This window comes from Acutalibacter sp. JLR.KK004, assembly GCF_036941085.1.
Classification (GTDB): Bacteria; Bacillota; Clostridia; order Oscillospirales; family Acutalibacteraceae; genus Acutalibacter.
The window spans coordinates 466,518-485,839 of record NZ_JAYMNQ010000003.1 but is presented as its reverse complement, the minus strand read 5'-3'; the positions used below and the strand labels follow the sequence as shown (position 1 = coordinate 485,839).

General features: G+C 53.4%; 19 protein-coding genes and 2 pseudogenes. 1 reads left to right on the top strand and 20 read right to left on the bottom strand.

The window, feature by feature from the left end:
• The 10 genes and pseudogenes from VSQ30_RS20230 to VSQ30_RS20185 all read right to left on the bottom strand — a co-directional run.
• Positions 1-657, bottom strand: a pseudogene (locus VSQ30_RS20230) (type IV secretory system conjugative DNA transfer family protein); the annotation flags it as partial.
• Positions 636-1,634 (bottom strand): DUF3991 and TOPRIM domain-containing protein, encoded by a 999-nt coding sequence (locus VSQ30_RS20225; RefSeq protein WP_160642957.1) that lies wholly within the window; start codon positions 1,632-1,634, stop codon positions 636-638. The gene VSQ30_RS20225 and the pseudogene VSQ30_RS20230, both read right to left, overlap by 22 nt.
• A gap of 60 nt (positions 1,635-1,694) precedes the next feature.
• Positions 1,695-3,035, bottom strand: coding sequence for a MobP3 family relaxase (gene mobP3 / locus VSQ30_RS20220; protein ID WP_334466986.1), 1,341 nt, complete (start codon positions 3,033-3,035; stop codon positions 1,695-1,697).
• A complete protein-coding gene (locus VSQ30_RS20215; protein WP_334466983.1) occupies positions 3,023-3,427 on the bottom strand; it encodes a hypothetical protein in 405 nt (134 codons plus the stop codon). The genes mobP3 and VSQ30_RS20215 overlap by 13 nt, the downstream gene beginning before the upstream one ends.
• A 378-nt stretch (positions 3,428-3,805) precedes the next feature.
• Positions 3,806-4,201, bottom strand: a complete 396-nt coding sequence (locus tag VSQ30_RS20210) for a hypothetical protein (protein WP_334466980.1) — start codon at positions 4,199-4,201, stop codon at positions 3,806-3,808.
• The gene (locus tag VSQ30_RS20205; RefSeq protein WP_160642953.1) at positions 4,198-4,608 is read right to left on the bottom strand and encodes a hypothetical protein; all 411 of its coding nucleotides are present in this window, start codon (positions 4,606-4,608) and stop codon (positions 4,198-4,200) included. The genes VSQ30_RS20210 and VSQ30_RS20205 overlap by 4 nt, the downstream gene beginning before the upstream one ends.
• A gap of 12 nt (positions 4,609-4,620) precedes the next feature.
• Positions 4,621-5,223, bottom strand: coding sequence for a gamma-glutamylcyclotransferase family protein (locus VSQ30_RS20200; protein WP_160642952.1), 603 nt, complete (start codon positions 5,221-5,223; stop codon positions 4,621-4,623).
• 13 nt (positions 5,224-5,236) lie between these two features.
• A complete protein-coding gene (locus VSQ30_RS20195) occupies positions 5,237-6,256 on the bottom strand; it encodes an amidoligase family protein (RefSeq protein ID WP_256376678.1) in 1,020 nt (339 codons plus the stop codon).
• Complete coding sequence (locus VSQ30_RS20190) at positions 6,253-6,525, bottom strand: DUF6103 family protein (RefSeq protein ID WP_160642951.1); 273 nt, start codon at positions 6,523-6,525, stop codon at positions 6,253-6,255. The genes VSQ30_RS20195 and VSQ30_RS20190 overlap by 4 nt, the downstream gene beginning before the upstream one ends.
• A complete protein-coding gene (locus tag VSQ30_RS20185) occupies positions 6,522-7,187 on the bottom strand; it encodes a phosphoadenosine phosphosulfate reductase domain-containing protein (protein ID WP_160642950.1) in 666 nt (221 codons plus the stop codon). The genes VSQ30_RS20190 and VSQ30_RS20185 overlap by 4 nt, the downstream gene beginning before the upstream one ends.
• A gap of 37 nt (positions 7,188-7,224) precedes the next feature.
• Here VSQ30_RS20185 and VSQ30_RS20180 point away from each other — a divergent pair, with 37 nt between their 5' ends.
• Positions 7,225-7,410: a hypothetical protein gene (locus tag VSQ30_RS20180; RefSeq protein ID WP_160642949.1), complete on the top strand. Its 186-nt coding sequence runs from the start codon at positions 7,225-7,227 to the stop codon at positions 7,408-7,410.
• Here the strand turns inward: VSQ30_RS20180 and VSQ30_RS20175 are convergent.
• From VSQ30_RS20175 to VSQ30_RS20130, 10 genes and pseudogenes are all read right to left on the bottom strand, one after another.
• Positions 7,403-8,002, bottom strand: a complete 600-nt coding sequence (locus VSQ30_RS20175; protein WP_334466976.1) for a DUF6329 domain-containing protein — start codon at positions 8,000-8,002, stop codon at positions 7,403-7,405. The two genes, VSQ30_RS20180 and VSQ30_RS20175, sit on opposite strands and share 8 nt — an antisense overlap.
• A pseudogene (locus VSQ30_RS20710) lies at positions 7,965-8,444 on the bottom strand (CHAP domain-containing protein); the annotation flags it as partial. The gene VSQ30_RS20175 and the pseudogene VSQ30_RS20710, both read right to left, overlap by 38 nt.
• A 479-nt stretch (positions 8,445-8,923) precedes the next feature.
• Positions 8,924-10,756, bottom strand: coding sequence for a VirB4 family type IV secretion system protein (locus VSQ30_RS20165; RefSeq protein ID WP_334466972.1), 1,833 nt, complete (start codon positions 10,754-10,756; stop codon positions 8,924-8,926).
• Between the two features lie 16 nt (positions 10,757-10,772).
• Positions 10,773-11,576, bottom strand: coding sequence for a class B sortase (locus tag VSQ30_RS20160; RefSeq protein WP_160642945.1), 804 nt, complete (start codon positions 11,574-11,576; stop codon positions 10,773-10,775).
• Positions 11,557-12,144 carry a hypothetical protein gene (locus VSQ30_RS20155; RefSeq protein WP_201751278.1) on the bottom strand — a complete coding sequence of 196 codons (588 nt, stop codon included), beginning with the start codon at positions 12,142-12,144 and terminating at the stop codon, positions 11,557-11,559. The genes VSQ30_RS20160 and VSQ30_RS20155 overlap by 20 nt, the downstream gene beginning before the upstream one ends.
• 5 nt (positions 12,145-12,149) lie before the next feature.
• A complete protein-coding gene (locus tag VSQ30_RS20150) occupies positions 12,150-12,410 on the bottom strand; it encodes a hypothetical protein (protein WP_160642944.1) in 261 nt (86 codons plus the stop codon).
• A gap of 12 nt (positions 12,411-12,422) precedes the next feature.
• Positions 12,423-13,301, bottom strand: coding sequence for a conjugal transfer protein TrbL family protein (locus VSQ30_RS20145; protein WP_201751277.1), 879 nt, complete (start codon positions 13,299-13,301; stop codon positions 12,423-12,425).
• Between the two features lie 120 nt (positions 13,302-13,421).
• Entirely contained in the window at positions 13,422-13,754 is a 333-nt protein-coding gene (locus VSQ30_RS20140) for a DUF3852 domain-containing protein (protein WP_160642943.1), read from the bottom strand.
• Positions 13,751-14,092 carry a DUF7768 domain-containing protein gene (locus tag VSQ30_RS20135; protein WP_334466966.1) on the bottom strand — a complete coding sequence of 114 codons (342 nt, stop codon included), beginning with the start codon at positions 14,090-14,092 and terminating at the stop codon, positions 13,751-13,753. Before VSQ30_RS20135 ends, VSQ30_RS20140 begins: the two co-directional genes overlap by 4 nt.
• Positions 14,089-19,287, bottom strand: a complete 5,199-nt coding sequence (locus VSQ30_RS20130) for a VaFE repeat-containing surface-anchored protein (protein ID WP_334466964.1) — start codon at positions 19,285-19,287, stop codon at positions 14,089-14,091. Before VSQ30_RS20130 ends, VSQ30_RS20135 begins: the two co-directional genes overlap by 4 nt.
• Positions 19,288-19,322 lie beyond the last annotated feature (35 nt).

The following is a 19,322-nucleotide window of genomic DNA, read 5'->3' as shown; positions in this document are numbered from 1 at the left end:
GCCGGACATGATGATGGTCTTTGCAATAATTTTTGCGTATTTCTCCGCCTTAGCTTTATAAGCAAGCTGGTCGGGACATTCCAGGTAGGCGTCCATATATTTGTTGACGAGATGGAGCAGGTTGTTGCCGTGGGAGCGCGTGGGGTTGCGCAGGTCGATGACAGAAACGTGGTAGCCGTATTTCTCAGCGATAGTCCCGTAATTTCGTGCCAGGTCCCCCTTGGTGTCGCTCGAGAGCCAGCTCATGCCGCTGGCACAGGCATACTCGATGCACGGATAAAGCCAGTAGGCAGTTTTGCCGACACCTGCCGCGCCGATCATGAGCGCATGGACATCGCCAGTGTCCACCATTGCGATGGTTTCCTTTCTGCCTGTGCAGCCCACGACGATGCCCTGGGGGAGTACTCCACCATTTTCAAGAGAGGGTTCCTGCCCATGAGCTGCCTGCTCCCGCCAGCGCTCCGGCGTAAAGGAAACGTGCCGGTACACTTTTTTTATCTCCGCTTTCGTAGCCCATCGTGCGGTGCCGTGCTGACCATCGCCAACAGTTTTCGCCTTGATATTGTTCAGGCTGTAGATGTGCGCCAGTAATGTCACCCCGCTGAGAACACAAAACATGAGTACGGCCACAAAAATCAACGGCGCAATATTTGGCATGATTCCTCCACCTCCAATTCTCCGCCGGATAACAAATCCTCGTTCCAGTCTTTGTTGACCGGCACGAGGATTTCTGATTCTACACCCTGCATTATGAGTTTTGCAGTAATCCGCTGGGCGGCAAGCTGGCCTGGTTCGTCACTGTCGAAGCAAATGGACACATTCCTGATGTTTGGATTATCGTGTAGACATTGAAACAGCACCTTGTCTGAAACAGAGCAGGCCGCCGCATAGCTGTGATCCCGCCAAGTACACCGCCCAAACTTTGTACAGTCCGGTAGATTACCGGCGGTGTACCCGCCTTTTCCACTTTCAGCGGAAAAGGCCAAAGATTTGTGGTAGAGGGAGATAAAGGACAGCATATCAATGGGAGCCTCGAATAGATAGAGGCGGTCACTTTTGCCGTTCCAGTGAAAACTGTATTCCGGTACACTTCCCACGGCATTACCCTTGTAGGTGGAGGATGAACTCGTACCACGTTTGTTGGCGTGGCGGGGGATACCGTCCTTATCAAATCCAAGGAACACTACGTTGTGGTACTGTGCGGATTCGTAAATCATCTTCTTGTGGACAAAAGCGTAAAGCACATCTTTGTCGATACCGCGCCGGTTCAGCAGGTAAGCAAACACCCTCCGCATATTATCATTAGCAGGCGGCAATTCGAACTTGGGCATAACCTTTCTTGCAGGCGGCATGACAGATAACATACCACCACTCTGCCCCAATAAATATTTCATTGCTTCCGGGTAAGATTTGTGGTAGAATTTTCTTACAAAGTCAATGGAGTCGCCGCCCACCTGCTCATACTGGTGGAACCAAAGGTTACCCCGGATGGTAACTTTCTGGGAGCCGTCCAGCCACTCGAACTCCGAGCCTGACTTGCGTAAGGTTTCACCCTGGCTGCGGAGCAGGCCAGCTAAATCCGTGCGCCGTGCCTTTTCTTTCTGCTCGTCTGTGAAGGGAATATATCCTGACATGAAACTCCTTTCCAAGAGAAACGCCGCACCTTGCGGCGCGGCATCCTCTTACAGTAATTATTATTGCCGCAAGCCTTGCGCCTGCTTTTTCTCGTTGATCTTCCGGCGCAGTTTGCGGTCGACCCATCTATCTTGATAGATGGGTTGAACTTCATTTTGCAATATTTGACTGGTCTGCTGGAGCAGGCGCAGCGCACTCATCCCGATGTCAGCACTGCTCACGGTGGGAGACCGCCTGTGTTGGGGTTCTATATCATCCTCTGTGGCGGATTGCCCTTGGTGATTATCCAACACCAGATTCATGGCCGCCTGAATAACTGCGTTCTTTATCGACTTGAACTCCTTATTCTGCGACAGCGGTACCCGCTCCGGTAGGTTGCTGTTGTAGGTGCGTAGCACATTTTCCCTTTGCTGATACCATAAATCATAAAGCGTAGAGACGCGGTTGTCCTTTGCCAATTCATCCACGATAGAATCTACAATCGCTTTCACATCTGCTTTCAGATACCCATACACCTTCTTGCCCTTGGTGCGGGAAAACCGCCGGGCAAGCTGCAACAGCAGTTCTTCGAGATGGGGATTTGAATACCCACCAGCATTTATTTGCGAAACGATTTCAGCCAGTACATCCCTGCTCTCAGAACGTAATCGGTTCCTATGCTCGGTCTGCTTTTCGTAGACGCATAGCAAATCTTGCGCAAAAATATCTTTGGCAAAAGCAGAACGCAACTTCTGCACACCCTGTTTTGTAAGATATCCCTCTTTTTCTTCCGTAGAGTAAGCGATGAGATGCACATGGGGATGGTGTCCCTCATTGTGGAACGCCGCGAACCATTTTAGGTGTCCCATAGGAATACGCAGATTTTCCGAGAGCGCCTGGGTCTGAGTGCGCAGCATATCCCGCCAGCGGGAACCGTTATCGAAACCTAAACGTTCCGCATCTTCGCGCCGCAAAGAAATAATGACCGTCCATGCATTGCCGCCGTAGTCATTCAATTCTTGCGATACTTTTTTAAGATTTACCTGCACACCGTCATCAGTGAAAAGTCCATGGGGACCGAACCGCTCAGTGCTGGGTCGGGTAGCAATATAATCAGCGTAGGTTTTCGCATTCAGCGCAACAGCGGCATTGTTCTCAATCGCGCGAGAGATGAACTCCGATGCTGATTCCACGGTTTGTTTCTGCTGGTAATCCTCATATTCCAGCATATCTTTGGTATCAGGAAAGTCTCGCAGAATTTTCCTAATTAGGTGTTTCTGATTCCAACTGACTGGCGCGAACCTTTTCGTGTCATCGATTTTCTCCACGCCGTCACGGGTAGCAATATATTTGGCGTAGCCACCACGCCCTTGCCGAGCATTTGGTTTCAGATACTTGAACTTGGTAACTAGCTTTGCCACTCGACCGCATCCTCAAAACTGAAATTGCCGTTGAGCCGTTTTACCTCCTGTACACACTCCCCGCGTAGCCGTGCAAGAGATATCTCGTCTATCTCGCTGCTGGCAGCGACCACGTTCATGAGCATGGCAAGTTCTACCGACAGCTTGAAAAGCATTTTGCTCTGGCGGTTATCGCTCTCAGCCACAATGCTTTTCATGTTGGACAGGAGCGCGTTGGGCAAGTACGAGGTATCTTCATCCGCCGTGATATGACCGACATAGTAGCAGATCGCCCGGTCGATGAACTCAGACTGGCTTTTACTCTTGTCCTTGCGGTAGTTGTTTTTGACCAGCTCCAGCGTACTTGGGTACGCCCATAGCAAGAACTTCTTCTTTCCTTTTGGCGCAGGCATATTTTCACTCCCTTTCTGCCGCAACCCTACTCAAAATGGCGCATTTCTGGCTTTTTTTCGCACCACAACCCACCCATTCTGCTGGTATCTCCAACAGCAACCTACCCTGAAATTCGCATGACCAAAAGCCCGAAAACGCCCGACGCGACCGGCATTACCGGACGCGGTGAACCGTGAGAGGGTTGCGTCGCAACCCACCTCACTTTCTCCCGCTTGCTTTTCGACCTTGCTCAAACCGCCCAAATTCCCTCAAAACCAGCACCTTTCCAAACCAGCCCCACACTGGCCCGACACGGCCTGCGCCGGTGCAGGGCCGAGTGCTTTCCCCACCCAGCCCCGCGAACCCCGACACAGGGCCGCACATGGGCCGACAGCCGGTCACATCCTCATGGAGGGGCCGTCCTCCTGCAAAATATCCGAAAAATCCTCCAGTACCCCGGATTCTTCCATCGCCGCGATATCGTGGATGCTCCCGCCTGCCGCCAGATGTTCTGCCGCAAGTTTCATCTCCCAGGGGAAGGGGCAGGCGCCAATCTCCGCCAGGAAAATCATTTTTTCAGCCACGGCGTCACCATGAAGTTCCCGGATGACCGAGAACTTTTGCGCGAACTCATCCAGAAATATCTCGGAAGTCTTATAGGAACCGGCTGGTTTTTCGCCATGGCTGCTGTCATATTCTTCCAGCTCATCGGCCCATTCCAGCCAGACTGCCACAGCCGGATCGCTGTTGGGCCGGATAGCATTTACGAATTCCGCAAACTTTTCAGCCGTCATTTTCTGTCCTCCAAAAGTTTTTCGTATGGCTTTACCTGCCGCCCATCCAATTTCTCAAAGCAGCACTCGGTGTAGGACAGGCCATTCTCCGAAACGATCCTGTCCAGAACTGCCAGCATATCTGACTCTTTCAGGCTGGCGGGGGTGCTGGGACTGTCGAAACAGATCCACTCAGAGGAGCCAGGGGAATCCTTGACATACACGTCATAGCCCAACCGCAGGGAGCAATCTGCCTGGAACAGCACCGCGTTTATCTTTATGCATCCCACAGTCAAGCTGGCGGCAACGGTATCCTCCATGTGCTGTGGAGTCTGCCGCCGCAGGCGTGACACCTCCCGGTCACTCATGAACCGCTGATATGCATATTCGCTGCCGAGGGTGCATTTCAACTTTTTAACTCGATTCACGCTGTTTCCCCCTCACATATGAAAGTGAAAATCGTACCCCTCACTTTCGTCCTCATCGTCATCCACATCCTCCCATTCATCTTCTTCCTCATCCTCCAAATCCTCATCTTCCTCCGGCTCGTCATCGTCATAATCGAACAGAGACTGCTGCTGGTACATCGAAGCAACATCGTAATAATGCTGGGTGCTGCTCTGCAAAGCACGTTCCAGCGCAGCGGTATCCAGTCCGCAGTCCCGGTAGCCCTGATGCACCGTAGCGTAGTAGCTGGGGGACGGCAGGTTGAAATTCATGCGCGGATTCATGATATACACCATGGCGCTGACCTCCCGGCCATCCATCTGCACCTGCACATCCCGCTTGAAATAGTGGCTGGGAAAACCTTCGTACATATCCAAAGCCTTCTCATCCCTGGACTGGATTTCCCAGAGGCCCACGGGAACAGCGACCCCGTCCTTGCGACCGATAGTGGCGAAGGCTGAGTGTTCCCGGCCCTTAAACTGCAACTCATAGCCCTGCAATTCGCCGGTACCGTAAAATTTTGCAGTAGGACAGCGGTATTTCATCTGCCCCTTATTGAGGTTACTGCCGTAGGCAACGTATAATTTCTTAGCCATATCAAACGTCCTTTCACATTCTCATGCCCATCTCGTGGGACTCGTCTTGCTCATTTTCTGTTATCGATTCCGGCGGAGCGGGTGCTTGCTCCATGGCCTGGGCAACTGATGCCGCCAGCCGTTTCTCGGCCAAACGCTGCTTTTGAGCCTCGGCCTGGGCAGGGTGTTTCCAAGCAATATTACCTTCCAGATTCTTCAGCAGGTGATGGCGGGCGGTCTTGAACTCATCGCCAATCAGCCCCAGCCGCAGGAGCCAAACCCGGAAGGTATATTTCTCATTACTGCTCTGGGTCTTGATTCTGGAGGCAGACTTCTGCACCAGCGCCTGGTGGCTTATCGCCATGCAGAGCTGGATATACGATTTTATCTCTCCAGCATGAAGCGTGGAGTTGAATAGCCGAAATTCTATCGTACCCTTAGAGAATACCGAGTGCAGATTCAAGCCATGGTACCGGCTCTCATCATAGTGATAATTCCTGCCGGACCGCCCATTGTACCAGATATGCTCGAAGTCGGACATGGACGATGGGCGCTTGCTGTTCAGTTCATCCAGGAACCGTGTGTCAGCTTTGGCACAGTAATGTTCCCGATGCACATCCACCTTGAGGGTCTTGTAGAGCAAGTCCTCCTTCGCCGCCATGATATTCACAATGTTGCGGAGGGTTTTCACGTCGTGGGGTGTTGCGTCAATGTGGATGTGGATGCCGCAGGAACTGTTGACCTTTGCCCCGGCAGAGCGCAATTTGCGTATGATTTCCTGAATCGTCCCGATGTCCTCGTACTTGCAGATGGGAGACACAAACTCCACCGCATAGGCCGCATTGCGGGATTCGCCGCGCCGGGACTCCCTGCGGATTGACGAATCCGATACAACTTTCCACTGGCGGCTGTCACCGTCACGGACAGCGAAAGCGTCGTACATCCCGCCCACGTGGGTGGCGCTGGTACCAAAATGACCGGCAATCACCTGGGCGGCTGCGGCCCTGGTAATGCCGGTCATCTCAATCTCTATGCCAAATTTTTGGGTTCTCAAAAGCTATCACTGCTTTCTGAGAGAGGCGCCGAAACAGGTTCTTGTTCTGCCTGCGGCCTGGGCCGTTTGCGCCGCTCAGCAGGTTTCACCTCCATGCCGGAGCGCAGGTCCAGGAACTCACGAACATTGCCGGGGACGGACTTGGCGTAGAGCGCATCCACGGCAGAGACCATTTCCTGCTCAACCGACTGTCCCTTTTGCTCCAAGTACAGCCGCAGGGCCGCCAGCTTTTCTTCGTCATAAGGGAGGGTGATAGAATCTTTTTTCATAGTGTATCAACTCCTTCTGCTGAGATATCTTCAAAAGTTATTTGGTTTTCAGGTACTGAATGGCTGCTCTCTCTGAGCCACCAGTCCATGACATCCTGCCCGCAGTGCCATTTCAAATAGGGCTTGCCGTTATCGATCCGAGCCTGGAGCATACGGTCAAAGGCCCGCAGATACGCCCGCTCATATTTGGGATATCGGGCAAACTCCCGGCGCATCTGCTTGGCCCCGGCAAGGGGACAGCCAATGCACCCGATCCGGGAGTACCCTTCATCATAGAGGCAGCAGTGGGAGATGCCACGGGACTCCAGATACTCCCACACATCTTCTTCCAGCCAGTCGATGATGGGATTGAGGGTGTGCATGCTTTTCATCACGCAGGATTCCAGCAGGCGGCGGGCCTCATCGTTGTCGTTCATTAGCTTGATACGCACGCTGCTGTGGCTGTTCAGCTCCAGCACGCCCCAGCCATTTTTGCACCTGGCACTTTCCGCCCAGCGAACGCCGGTTATTACAAACCGCCCCTGGCCGCCGCGCTCCTTGAGCTGGTCGCAGCAGTAGCGGACTATGCGTGTCGGAGGCATACCTTTCTTGACGATCAAATCCCACATGGTGATACCGGGACGCTCCACAACAACGTCGGGATAATGCTCCCGCATAAACATAGATAACCTCCGGCGGGTCAACGGTGGTCAGACTGTAATGGGCATCGAATTTCACACCGGCTTCCCGGCACAGATGGTAGACGGCCTGGCTGTCCTTGCCGCCGCTGAACGCCAGATAATATTCTTCCGGCGGCTCAAAGGTGCGGAGCCGGTCGATGGAGACCTGCACCTTGTCATGCCTGCCGAAGAGCGTTTCTTCTACCAGCATGGCGGTTTCACATAGACATCCCCGGAGCCTGTTCCTGCACAAACTCCGGGGCAACCGTCAGGCATATTTCATTATTTGTTGTATCCATATCATCGATTTCCGGGCGCGCCGAGAGCATATCCAGGAACAGCCGCCAGTCAAAAGCTGTAAGGTTATCGTTGAAAATCTCATTTTCAATATCAGCATCCACGTTTGGATAGGAGATGGTGAACTGCCCATCCTCCTGGCCGGAGATTGCCTGGTGGACATATTTATCCACCAGAGCGTCCATCTGCACACAGAAATCCCGCAGGATAGGGTAGCGGTCCATGAGGGACAGCGTCCTTGCGCCGGACAGGTAAGCTGCATACCGGGCGTAGGAAGCCCCTTCAGAATTCATGAGGATGCCATCATCGATGCCCTCGCACAGTACCAGCATTCCGTGGGTGATGCCATGCTTATCCATGTGCAGTTCGCTGGCGTGTTCCGCAATGCAGGGGTGATCCCACAGCAGGTGTTCCTTTAAATAGCGGAACTCGCCGGGAGACAGCTCCACCGTATGCTCGACCACCCAGGGCTGGGCCGTTATCTCAGGCTCCTTGCGCTGGGGGATTACTTTCACTATCATCTTCTGTACCTCCGATTTCATATTTTGGCACGCCGTACCCCAGGATCTCAAAGTATCCTATGGGGTAACTGTTCTGCTGGCAGGCGTCGCCGGAGTTTCCCTCTATGGTGTACACCCTACCATTTTCCACCTTCTCCACGATACCCACATGGTCTGGGCTGCCGTCCTGGGTTCCGTTTTCCAGCCAATCGAAGAATATTATCATGCCAGAGGTGGGTGTGGCGGAGCCATCCATCCAAAGGTTTCTGGCCTGAAACCAGTTCACCCCCTGGCTGCAGCCTGAAAACTTAGGCATAATGCCGCTGTCGATATACCCGCACTGGTCTGCACACCAGGAAACGAAACAGGCGCACCATTCTACCCGCGAGGGGAACCCATACCAACTCCAGTACGGTTCACCGCCTACGTTTCCAAGCTGGGAGCGGGCCACGTCCACGATCTGCCGGTTCACAAAAGACATGATTTTTTTAAAATCATCCGGGTCGATGTCCGTACCAAAGGCAGCATTCACAGCGGCGATGAGTCCTGCATGGGTCTGTCCCTCAACAAAACAGCCCGCCAGTTTTGCTGCAAAGTCAGGCTCATGGGCGAAGTCACCCAGAGCAAAAACGAACAGCACCAGCGCCTCTTTGAGCCGCTTTTCCTGTCCTCTGCCGGTCAATTCCGTCTGGATGGCATTGCCGGTATCCTCCATGAATTGCAGGTCGGCGCGCTGTTCGGCAGTGAGATTCTGCACAGCCAGGCGCTGGAACTCGTCCACATCGATCTCAAAATCAGAGCTGAAAATGGCGATTACCGCTGCAATGGGCATGATGACCGCCACCAATAATGTCAGCACGATGCCGACCACTTTCTTCAGCGTTTTTGGGTCTGACAGCAGAGCAACAGCTATTTTCTTGAGGGCTGCACCGAGAGCTGCGCTCATCGGCCACCGGCCTTTCCAAAGAGGGTTGACTTGTAATCCGGCGCAATTACCTGGAGCAGGTACCTTTCATTGCCGCAGCGGTACAGGCAGGTACCGCGCTCCGGGTACTTTATCAGCTCAAATTCGCTGGGCTCCACCTGCAAGGCGTCCATGAAATCCTTGGGGTTGATCTGCCCGGCATTGAACAGAAACTGATGGGTTGGAATGGAAAACAGCGGTTTCGTGAACTCCCGGATGCTGGGAATCAAAAAATCCTCGATATTCTGGCTGGCCAGGATGATCGAGGAGTCTTTTTTGCGAACACGCTTCATGGCATTGCGGATATATTCGATTGCCGTCATATTGGTGAGAAACAGATACAGCTCATCGATGCTGGCGGCGGTGTTGCCCTTGCCAAGCAGTTCGTTGGACATATACGAAAGAATGTTGAACAGCATGGCGTCTTTCAGGCGTTTGTTGGTATCCATAAGGCCCTTGACTCCGAAACACAGGAACTTGTCATCTACGATATTGGTGTGACCGTTGAAATATTTGCTCTCCGCGCCCACGCACATGGAGTTGATGCCCAGGCACACCTCCTGGAGCATTTCCTCGGTGTAGAGATACTTCCTTTCTCTGTCGTAGGTGTTGAATTCCTCCTGGCACAGCTTATAGAAGTCGGACATGGTGGGGAAATCCGTGGGCCGCTTTGTGGAGTAGTCGGTGCTGTCCGTGATGCCGAAGCGGGCGTAAAGTTTCATGAGCAGGATTTCTATCGTGTCAATTAGAGGGTCGCTGAAATCCTTATAGACCCGGAAGAAGTCTTTGAGGAAGGCGATATGCTGACTCAAACGGGTGACTCGCTTGAAAGCATCCGGTGTAGCGGCGTCCACATCCCCGGAGCCGTCTGTCCATGCTTTTGGTTCCAGCGGGTTGATGGTGTACTCCCCGGACATGAAATCGATATAACATCCACCCAAGGCGCAGGTCAGTTCCTCATACTCGGACTCCGGGTCCAGGCAGATGCAGGTCTTGCCACTTTCCCGGATATTTGTTAAAATGAGTTTCAACAGGTAAGACTTTCCCTGCCCGGAGTTGCCCAGGATGAGGATGTTGCTGGTTGTCTTATCTTCTGCCCTGCGGTCGAAATCGACCAGCACATTGGAGCCGTACTTGTCCCGCCCGATATAAAGGCCATGGGGGTCTGTCTTGCCGGAGAAGTTGAAGGGGTACAGATTTGCCACAGAACTGGCAGGCAGCACCCGCTCATATTGCGCTCCAAACTGGTTGGCGCCCACCGGCAGAACAGAAAGGAAGCCCTCTTTCTGGCGCAGGGTCAACCTGTCGACGGAGATTTTGGAGCGGGTCAGTTCCATGGATATCTCGCTCTGGAGTTCCTTCAGCTTGTCCAGCGAACGTGACTTTAGCTCGATAAAGACGGAACAATGGAGCAGGGGTTCCTTATTCTTCCGCAGGTTGGCGAGGAGTTCTACCACATCCTGGAGGTTCCCCTGAGCCTCGATGGTTTCATTGACATCGTTGCCGCCGGACATGAGCTTATTTTTTCTAGTGGCATTCTGCATGATTTTGCGCTGCTCCATAGGCTCCACCAGCCGGTGATAGATGCGCAGGGTCACGCCGCTGCGGTCGGCGAGCTGGGACAAAATTGCTTGCTCCTCGGTGCTGGGCGGGTACTCCCGCACTACCCACACACTGCGGTAACTGTCGCCCACGATATAATAGTCGCTCATAAACCGAACAGCACCAGGCAGGATACAGTCGAAGAAGTCCTTGGTGCGGACAGCCTCAAGCTGGGCCGGATTCATCTTTTTGCGTTTTTTCTTGAACATATAAACACTTCCATTTCTATATTTTTGCTGCTATGACCAGCAGCCTGCCGTTGTGGGCGGAATCATAACAGGTGGACAGGGTCAAAAGCTGCCGTCCATATTTAGGGATAGGATTGGTGGTGAACAGCGCTTTGCCAGCAATTTTCTCAACAGCGTTGTTGAAATCTTCTGCGTTATCGGCACCTACAAACTTATACCACTCATCGTTGCTTTTCACTTGAATGACAGCGAACACCTGATACTCAGCACAGCCGTCCGCTGTTTGAAATTCAATGATGGGGTGCTGGTCGCAGAAATCCTTCTGTACATAACCCCGCAGTCCCGCAAACATGGTGCCGTTCATCATGTTGTGGCCGTAGATGATGAGGTTGTCGCTGTCCAGGCTACACCGAAAATCCAGAAAAGGCACACCCGATTCGCTGTACTCGCCGTGGAAATTCCGGCGCAGGTACCGCTCGGGATCGTCTGTCGTGTGCATAACCGGGTAGTTAATGTCAGTGCCGGGGATGCACAGCCAGCCCACAAAATCACCGTTCATTGCAAACAATTCAGAGAGGTCACGACGCTGCTCTTGGGATTCTTCCTCATTATCCGGGGTAGGAGTTGCGGTGGCCCCTGGCTGCTCAGTGATAGCAGGAGATCCCGATGGCGTGGAATTCACATCGAGATTCTCCACAGTCACAAGCTTAACGAGCTGCTCGAAGTCCTCTTTTTCTTTCTGCCGTAAGAGCAATTCCCGGCCCACCATAGTGCCGCAGACCATCAGAACACCCAACAACAGAATAGCAAAAACGCCGAACTTAATCCTCCGGCTCGTCATAGTATACCTCGAAAAACTGGCCGCCGTCGGTGTCCGGCAGTTGGTCGCCGTTCATGCTGGAATCGAAATAGATAGCAAGGAATCGCTTGATATCGCTTTTCCTCATGCGCCGCACCTCAAAGCCCTGCTCGGAGATCACCTTTTCAATGCGGTTCACGGCCTGGAATACCTGTTCAGACTTCATCCCTTTACACCGGCTTATGAACAGGAACTGCCGGGCCGTCGCCATCTCCGCCTGCGCCCGGTCCAGCATATCCATGTCCTGTTCCAAGAGATGCCGCACCTGGGGGTTACGTTCCTCGTGGAGCCGCCCTTGCAGATATGCCTGGTTGTCATCGAAGCACTCGCAGGAGTCGGTGCAGGTGATCTCGATATCTGGGATGGCGGACAGCACCATCATGAGGTGGCGTATCTTTATCTCGATGTTCGTGTGGGACAGCACCGAGATATTGGTGGGGGACACCAGAAAAAATAAGAGCTCGCCACGGCTGGTGGCAAGCCCGTATCTGGTGAAATTCTGAATCCCCATGAGCTCCTGGGTGGAGCGGCCTTTCTTCTTTATGCCCATTTTCATTACCTCCAATCGTAGGTTTGCTGGCTGGATATAAAGTAGCTGGCGGCATACCGCAGGAAGTCCAGCACCGTGGTGTCATCCATGCGGATGGTGAGAAAAGCAAAACACAGCGTCACTGCCGCCGGTACCATGAAGTGGAGCTGCACCAGCGCCAGCACGGACAGCAGCGCCGCCACGCACAAGATGGCGAAGTCACGCAGGCCCCAGAGCCAGAGATTCGCCGTCGCTTTCAGGTTTTGCGGATATAAATAGGTCGTCATTTGATGCCTCCTTTATGCGAGTGCCTTTGCCACAGACCGGGTCATGTTGACCGCCGTGCTGGTGGCATGGACAACACTCATCATATTGACTTTTACGCTGGAATCCAGCCCAAACTGCTGGGCGATCCTCGGCACTTCGCCCGCTGCCAGCATGATCCCCAGGGCCAGCAGCATATTATCCGAGAAAGTCAGCAATCCCAGGAACAGCAAGGTTGTCTGTAAAAATGCCGTCAGGCACAGGGCAATGATCTGCTTTATCCATTGGTTGAAGCCGTCGGTGTATCCCCTGGGAACCGAGAACATATAGAGCGCTCCTACCGCCATCTGAATCAATAAAATTCCTCCGCGCTTGATATTAGCAAAGAAAATTTTCATCACGCAGTACGCAAAAGCTATGAGGGCCAGCAATTCAAACAGCCCTATTACGGTATTCTGCGGCAGTACAAAGTTCGCCGTTAGGATAGCAATGCTCTGCTCCGACAGCCCTTGCGCCTGCTGCCCGGAAAATATCCGTGTCAAATCACCGGCAAAGGTGTTCTGCAAATTGATGCAGAACTTATAAAGTTCTACAGGAACAATCCCAATCAATGAACAGGCGAAAAAGCCCTTCAGCACATTTATTGCAGTAGTCTTGACACTGGCCCTGCCGGTCTGGTATTCTATGGCTATATCGAACACAGCTACTACGGTTCCGGCGATAAACAGCGACCAGCCGAACATGGTAAACAGGGATATGGTCGCGCTGACCCAGTTCAGGTCGAAAATATCCGCGCCCATGTTTCCCATCATGGTGAAGAAATCGCTGGCTGCGTCAAAAATCGTGTTGTAAAACCATCGGATCATGGCGTCCCATATGGCAGCAGACACCTGCTCTCCAATCGTATCGAACACCCCGCCTACGGCACTTCCAATACCTCCGAGGATGTCGCCTAACCAATCAAAAATGTTGACCACCTCCTAAAAATGTAGGGATGATGGACGGCGCACGCCGCCCATCTCCCGGTCAAAAAATTACAGAATAGTCCAGATATAGAGCGGCGCCGTCATCATGAAAATCAAGCAGGCGAACAAGATGGCAGGAGCAGTAAACTCAAACTGCCCATGTTTTTTGTATTCAAAATATGCAGTTCCAAGTTTAACAAAGAACAGGATTGCCAGGATCATGTCTATGACGGGGAACACCACGTTGTCCACCACCGCCCGGATCTGGGTTTGTGCCGTTGTCCATGTGCTCTGAATTGCCCCTGCCACGTCGCCGGTCGCCATAGCGGGAACCGCCAGAACCGGCACCAGCAGGGCCGCAAACACAGTGCAGAGCAAAAACTTTTCCCATCTTTTTCTCATGCCAAAACATCTCCTATCACTTTTTTGATTTCATGTTCCTTGATAATTCTAACCTTGATATTGAGATTGTGCGCCAGCTTGATTTCTTGCGCCATGCCCTCCGTGGTTTCATCCCCGAACACCCAGACCTCATCGCAAAACCACAACAGGCTAAGCCCGGCCGCAATGCCCATTTCACGCTCCTTGGGGATGCTGTCATTCAAACACATCGCATAAAAATGCGGGGTGACCGAAGCCGCCCCGCACCTCAGTGCGTATTCGCTATACCGCTTTGCCTTTTCCAGATTGCCTGCCACGTCCCCGCCCAGGGGAGCACAGATATACACCTTCTTCATCATTCAAAATCCTGCTCCTTTTTCTTTCTGCTGTACATAATGATACCGGACACCAGGCCGCCCAAGGCGATTGCGCCCAGGCCCAGCCAGAAGCCCATCATGGAGCGGTCGCCGGTCTGAGGGTTGCCGGGATTGGGAGTGGTGGGCTTGTCCGGCGTGGGCGGCACGATCTTCACTGTCTGCCCCTCATCGTTGATATTCTCATGGGCGGCGATTTTTACCTCGCCTTGATACAGAGTTTCAAACACAACGATTTCCGTGGCCTGGGTGATGCCGCTGCCGTCAAAGGTGAACTGCACTACAGTTTCACCGTCTGCCTTTTCGGGAGCGAAAACAACCTCGTCCCGAATCTCCTGACCGTCAATCTTCAGGGGTTCGCCTGTGGCTTTGTCCATGAGAACGCCTGCCAGCTTGTACTCCAAGCCAGGGGTCAGGTTCTTGTAGGACACCACGTCCTCAATGGTGATTTCTTTTGCGGGAGCGGCTTCTTTTTTGCCGCCGATGGTGGCCTTTGTGCCGATCTCCGGCCTGGTGACAGTGATGGTAACGGTCTGCTCCTTGTCGCCAATATCCTCATGAACAACGACTTCTTTGCCGTTCAGAGACAGTTTCTCGAACACCACGATATCTGTAGTGGAGTTCACCCAAGAGGTGTCAAAGGGGAAGGAGACTGTGACCTCTCCTTCAGCTTTTTCGGGCGTAAACACAACCTCGGCGCGGATTTCCTCACCGTTGAGCTTAAAGGGTTCGCCGGTGGTCTTGTTCATGAGCGTACCGGTCAGCTTGTACTCTTTCCCAGCAGTCAGGCCCTTGTAAGACACCACGTCCTCAATGGTGATGAGACCCTCGTCGGATACCTCTTTCTTGCCGTTCACAGTGGCTTTCGTGCCGATCCGCGGCCCGGTGACAGTCACTTTGACGGTCTGAGCAGGGTCCTCAATGTTGGCGTGAGCCGCCAGCTCGATCCCCTCACGGGACAGGCTCTCAAAGGCCACAATCTCGGTGGAATCCACCAGCCCGGTGGTATCGAAGGTGAACTGTACTACAGTTTCGCCGTCTGCGGTTTCGGGAGTGAAAGTGCTCTCGGCATGGATTTCCTCGCCGTCCACCTTGAGGGCCTCGCCAGTGGTCTTGTCCATAAGGATGCCGTACACAGAATACTCCTTGCCGGGAGTCAGATTCTTATAAGCGACCACATCGTCAATGGTGATGGGGCCATCGACGGTAACTTCTTTTTCCTCTCCGATGGTGGCCTGGGTGCCGATCTCAGGCACATGGACGGTGACCGTCTGGTTCTCATCGTCCAGGTCGGCATGGACAGCCAATTTCCGGCCATCCTGATACAGATTTTCGAACACCACGATATCTGTGTCGGCTTTGATATACTTGGCGTCGAACTCAAAAGAGACAATTACAGAACCATTAGGCGTTTCGGGTGTAAAAACAGTTTCAGCTTTTACCTTCTCGCCAGCAATTTTCAGAGGGTTGCCTGTAGATTTGTCCATAAGCACACCCTTGACAACATACTCCTTGCCCGGCACCAGATGGGTGTACTCCACTACATCTTCCAGCGTGAAGATTTCGGTAGCGTTGACTTCCTTTTCGCCATCAATGGATGCAGTTGTGCTGAGTTCCGGGATGCGGTCATTAACAACCGTGATTTCAATAACCTGCTCGTCCCGCTCCACCTGCACATGGTGGACATCCGTGTTGGGGAGATACCCGTCGGCAGGCTGCAGCTCCCGGACGATCCAGTTCCCCAGAGGGACATTCTCAAAGCTGAACACACCTTCCTCATCTGAAGTAGAGGTCAGTATGGCGGTGTCAGAGGTGAACTGTAATGCATCAGGACGGAATAAGCCGAACAGCGCACCAGCGATGGTTTCCTGGGTCTCCCGGTCGATTTTCAAGCCCTTGATTCTGCCGTAAATGAGTTCGTTGGTGATAGGTTCGCCGTCGTTCAGGGCAATTTCCACCAGAGCCACGTCCTGTCCTGCGTACTCAAACACAACCGGGTACACAGTGTCCGGCAGGGTGTAGTGCTTATCAGTAGAAACCTCTTTGACATAGTAACTGCCCAGAGGGAGGTCGGTGACAAACACAACGGAGCCGTCCTCAGTGCAGTTTATGGTTTCAATCAAGCCATCGGCGGGTATGACGGAACCATCCGCAGCGGTGATATCCTCGCTGGCGTACAGGCCAAACTGCACCGTAGCGATTTCGCCGTTCATGCCGATCTGGAACCGCTCGTCCTGCTCCAGCACCTTATCCAGGCTGATTTTTATCTTCTGCCGGTCATCATGAAGAGTGGTGCTGGTTTCAGTGATATCGGTTTCCTGGCCTGCATAGGTCAACTCTACCAGGTGCGTTTCTGTGTCCAACACGGCGCCAAACGGGGCCTCAACTTCCCGCACCTGGTACTTCCCCAGGTAGAGGGGTTCGGTGGCAACGGAGCCGTCCTGGGCGGTCGTAAGGGTGGACACCACCTCGCCCGCCGCATAGCGCAAAGTACCGTCCGGGGTGATGATGTCCTCAGCAGCGGTCACCTCGTAGACCGCACCTGCCAGAGCCCTTTCCTCATAGACCGGCTGGTAGCTGACGGGGAAGGTGGCTTCGTTGCCAGCCTCGTCGGTGGCCGCGCCACCCAAAGCTGTCACGGAGGAGAACACTTCTCCCAGTTTGTTGAGGGAGATTGTGCCCTTTTGCGGCATATTGGACCGCTCCACTTCTACCACAGTAACAGCGCTTTCCTCAGTGGAATTGTCGGGTGTGATATCGAAATAGACAGGCTCCGAGTTCAGCACATAGCCGTAAGGAGCCTGCACCTCCACCAGAGAATAGCCTGTGCCGTAAGGCAGAACTTCCGGCGTAATGAGGGTACCGTCAGTGGTGGTGTAGAAGGTGTCGATGGTGGTTACTGCCGGGTAGGTGAACTGCATGGTGACGAGCTGCCCGTTGGGGTCGTAAATCTGAAAACCTGCTCCGGCGTAGGGGATAGCCTTGCCGGTTTCGGCGTCGGTCTTGATTACCTTGACGTAGCTGGTGAATGGCGCGTTGTTAATAAGATAGCGGTACACGCCGCCGTCCTTATTGATGAACACGTCGAAATCCTTCATGAGCTCGCGCCCATCCCAGCCTTTGGTCTGGCGGACGGTGTACACGCCGTAGGGCAGCAGCTTGGTTTCGGCGTAACCGTTTTCGTCGCAGGTCAGGTAGTCACGTTCGGATTCCTTGGCGCTGCTGTAATCACCAGCAGATTTCAAAAATACAGCAAACTCAGCACCCACCTCGGGAGTCTCAATCTGGGTGGAGCCATCGTCGCAGTGCTTGATGAGGGTGATTTTTCCCTTCTGCACGGTTTCGGGGCTGGTGACAGCAGGGACGGAGTTGAACTCCACCTCATACTGTTTGGGGTCTGCACCTACAGGGTAGGCGGTTTCATCCAGCAGGTAGCCCTCGCTGGGGCTGATCTCCTGCACCGTCCAGCCAGAATCACACACATAGTAGCTGGTGGTGAAATGGCCTTCGGAATCTGTGGTGTAGGTGTCCACCAGCTTGCCGTCCTTGTACACGCCGTAGATGGCCCCTGCCAGAGTGGCGTCACCCTGGGGCGCAGTCGTTTCGCCGTCCACCTTATTCAGAGTGATATTGAACTTTTTCAGCACGTTGCGGAAAGATACGTTGGCGACCTTCTCCCACTCAATATTGGTGGTCTGCGTGGCAGGCACAACGTAACGGACAGCCGTATCCACTTCCTCCAAGGTATACCCGCTGCCGGTGGGTACATCGGTGAACTGCGCTACGCCAGAGCCGTTGGTGGTGGCGTAGAGATCAACAGTTTCTCCGGTAGAAGAAGTCCCATAGAGATGAAAACGAACACCAGAATTCAGGCCATCCTCGCTGTTTTTGGTAACGGTCAAGCTGCCCTTCTGGAGAGTGTTGTTGAAAGAAACGGCTGCTGTCTGCCCGGCCTGCACGGTTACCTTCTGCGGCTCCTGGGGGACATAGTCCCCGGCCATTTGCTCACTCACAGTATACTCGCCCGGCTGCAAATTGTCGATCTGCACCTCGCCCCGGCTGTTGGTGGTGACGGTCTGGTCGATGCCGTTTCCGGTGATGCGGAAGGTAATTCCGTCCACCTTGCCGTCCTCAGAGGTCTTGATGATTTTTGCGGAACCGTAAGAAACATTGAGTTTCAGGTAAGCAGCGATGGGGTCTGTGACAGACTGCGTGTAGGTCACCGTGTTCTGCTGCCCAACGCCAGGGCCGAAGGTGCCGTCATCCCACACAACCAAGCCCATGCGCTTGGAGTCCTTTTTGCTGGCGCTGACAGTCACATCGCCGGTAGGCGCGGTGGGGCTGGTTATGGTTAAGGTGTTGCCGTTGGCACTGAATTTCATACCAGCATAATCGGAGGAAAAGGTGTAGTTGCCCAGCACATTGTTGGTATCTGTGAGCGAGGCCGTATACTGGCTGCCATCCCATTCCAGCTCGATGGTGGGCGCTTTACCCCGGCTTTTCGCCATAAACGAAGGCACCTTGCTGTGGTTCTGCACACTGGTAACCATGGAATTATACTTGTCCATGATTCGGGAGCGCAGGGGATGCCCAGGCTTTATAAAGTCCAGGATGGGGTTCTTGCCGCCGGTGCTGACGTGGGCGAAATTTTCATCTCTCTCGCCCACGATGGTTTCCCAAATTAAGAGTTGTGTGGCGTAGACATGGGCCAGCTTGTCGGCAGCAGCACTATTTTGAGACACCCAGGTGGGGTCGATATTTCCATTATAGCCGTACTGCAAAATGCGGCCAATCAGCGACTTGATGGTGTCTGCATCAATAGTCTTGTTGAGGGACGAGGGATAGTTATCCCAAAAGGTTTCATCTTTCGCCGTGAAGGTGTGGGCGTTGTCGATGGGTGTTCCCGGCTCGATGCAATACGCCACTTTACCCTCATAGGAGCCGACCGCAAAGGTCGCGAACATATCATAGGCGTCCATATACCAGCCGTTCATGAACTGGAGATCGTCACGTTCCCAGTGATCCCGGTTGGCCTCGGCGTCACGGGGAAAACTCACCATATAGATTTCGGAACGCTCTCCAGCGGCCTGGGCCGTAGTACCGAAACTGAGGAACATGGAAAAGCACATGAGCAAGGCCATGACCAGCGCCATGCTTTTCCGTTTAACTGTAGATGTCATATTCTCTCCTTTTCTGCCCATTTGGGCAACAAAAA

Coding starts and splice junctions, on each gene's coding strand:
- VSQ30_RS20140 (WP_160642943.1), bottom strand. CDS start 13,754: ATGAGAAAAAGATGGGAAAAGTTTTTGCTCTGCACTGTGTTTGCGGCC.
- VSQ30_RS20130 (WP_334466964.1), bottom strand. CDS start 19,287: ATGACATCTACAGTTAAACGGAAAAGCATGGCGCTGGTCATGGCCTTG.
- VSQ30_RS20155 (WP_201751278.1), bottom strand. CDS start 12,144: ATGGGCATAAAGAAGAAAGGCCGCTCCACCCAGGAGCTCATGGGGATT.
- VSQ30_RS20180 (WP_160642949.1), top strand. CDS start 7,225: ATGGGCATCGAATTTCACACCGGCTTCCCGGCACAGATGGTAGACGGC.
- VSQ30_RS20225 (WP_160642957.1), bottom strand. CDS start 1,634: ATGTCAGGATATATTCCCTTCACAGACGAGCAGAAAGAAAAGGCACGG.
- VSQ30_RS20215 (WP_334466983.1), bottom strand. CDS start 3,427: ATGCCTGCGCCAAAAGGAAAGAAGAAGTTCTTGCTATGGGCGTACCCA.
- VSQ30_RS20200 (WP_160642952.1), bottom strand. CDS start 5,223: ATGGCTAAGAAATTATACGTTGCCTACGGCAGTAACCTCAATAAGGGG.
- VSQ30_RS20185 (WP_160642950.1), bottom strand. CDS start 7,187: ATGTTTATGCGGGAGCATTATCCCGACGTTGTTGTGGAGCGTCCCGGT.
- VSQ30_RS20210 (WP_334466980.1), bottom strand. CDS start 4,201: ATGACGGCTGAAAAGTTTGCGGAATTCGTAAATGCTATCCGGCCCAAC.
- VSQ30_RS20150 (WP_160642944.1), bottom strand. CDS start 12,410: ATGACGACCTATTTATATCCGCAAAACCTGAAAGCGACGGCGAATCTC.
- VSQ30_RS20190 (WP_160642951.1), bottom strand. CDS start 6,525: ATGAAAAAAGATTCTATCACCCTCCCTTATGACGAAGAAAAGCTGGCG.
- VSQ30_RS20165 (WP_334466972.1), bottom strand. CDS start 10,756: ATGTTCAAGAAAAAACGCAAAAAGATGAATCCGGCCCAGCTTGAGGCT.
- VSQ30_RS20175 (WP_334466976.1), bottom strand. CDS start 8,002: ATGATAGTGAAAGTAATCCCCCAGCGCAAGGAGCCTGAGATAACGGCC.
- VSQ30_RS20135 (WP_334466966.1), bottom strand. CDS start 14,092: ATGATGAAGAAGGTGTATATCTGTGCTCCCCTGGGCGGGGACGTGGCA.
- VSQ30_RS20160 (WP_160642945.1), bottom strand. CDS start 11,576: ATGACGAGCCGGAGGATTAAGTTCGGCGTTTTTGCTATTCTGTTGTTG.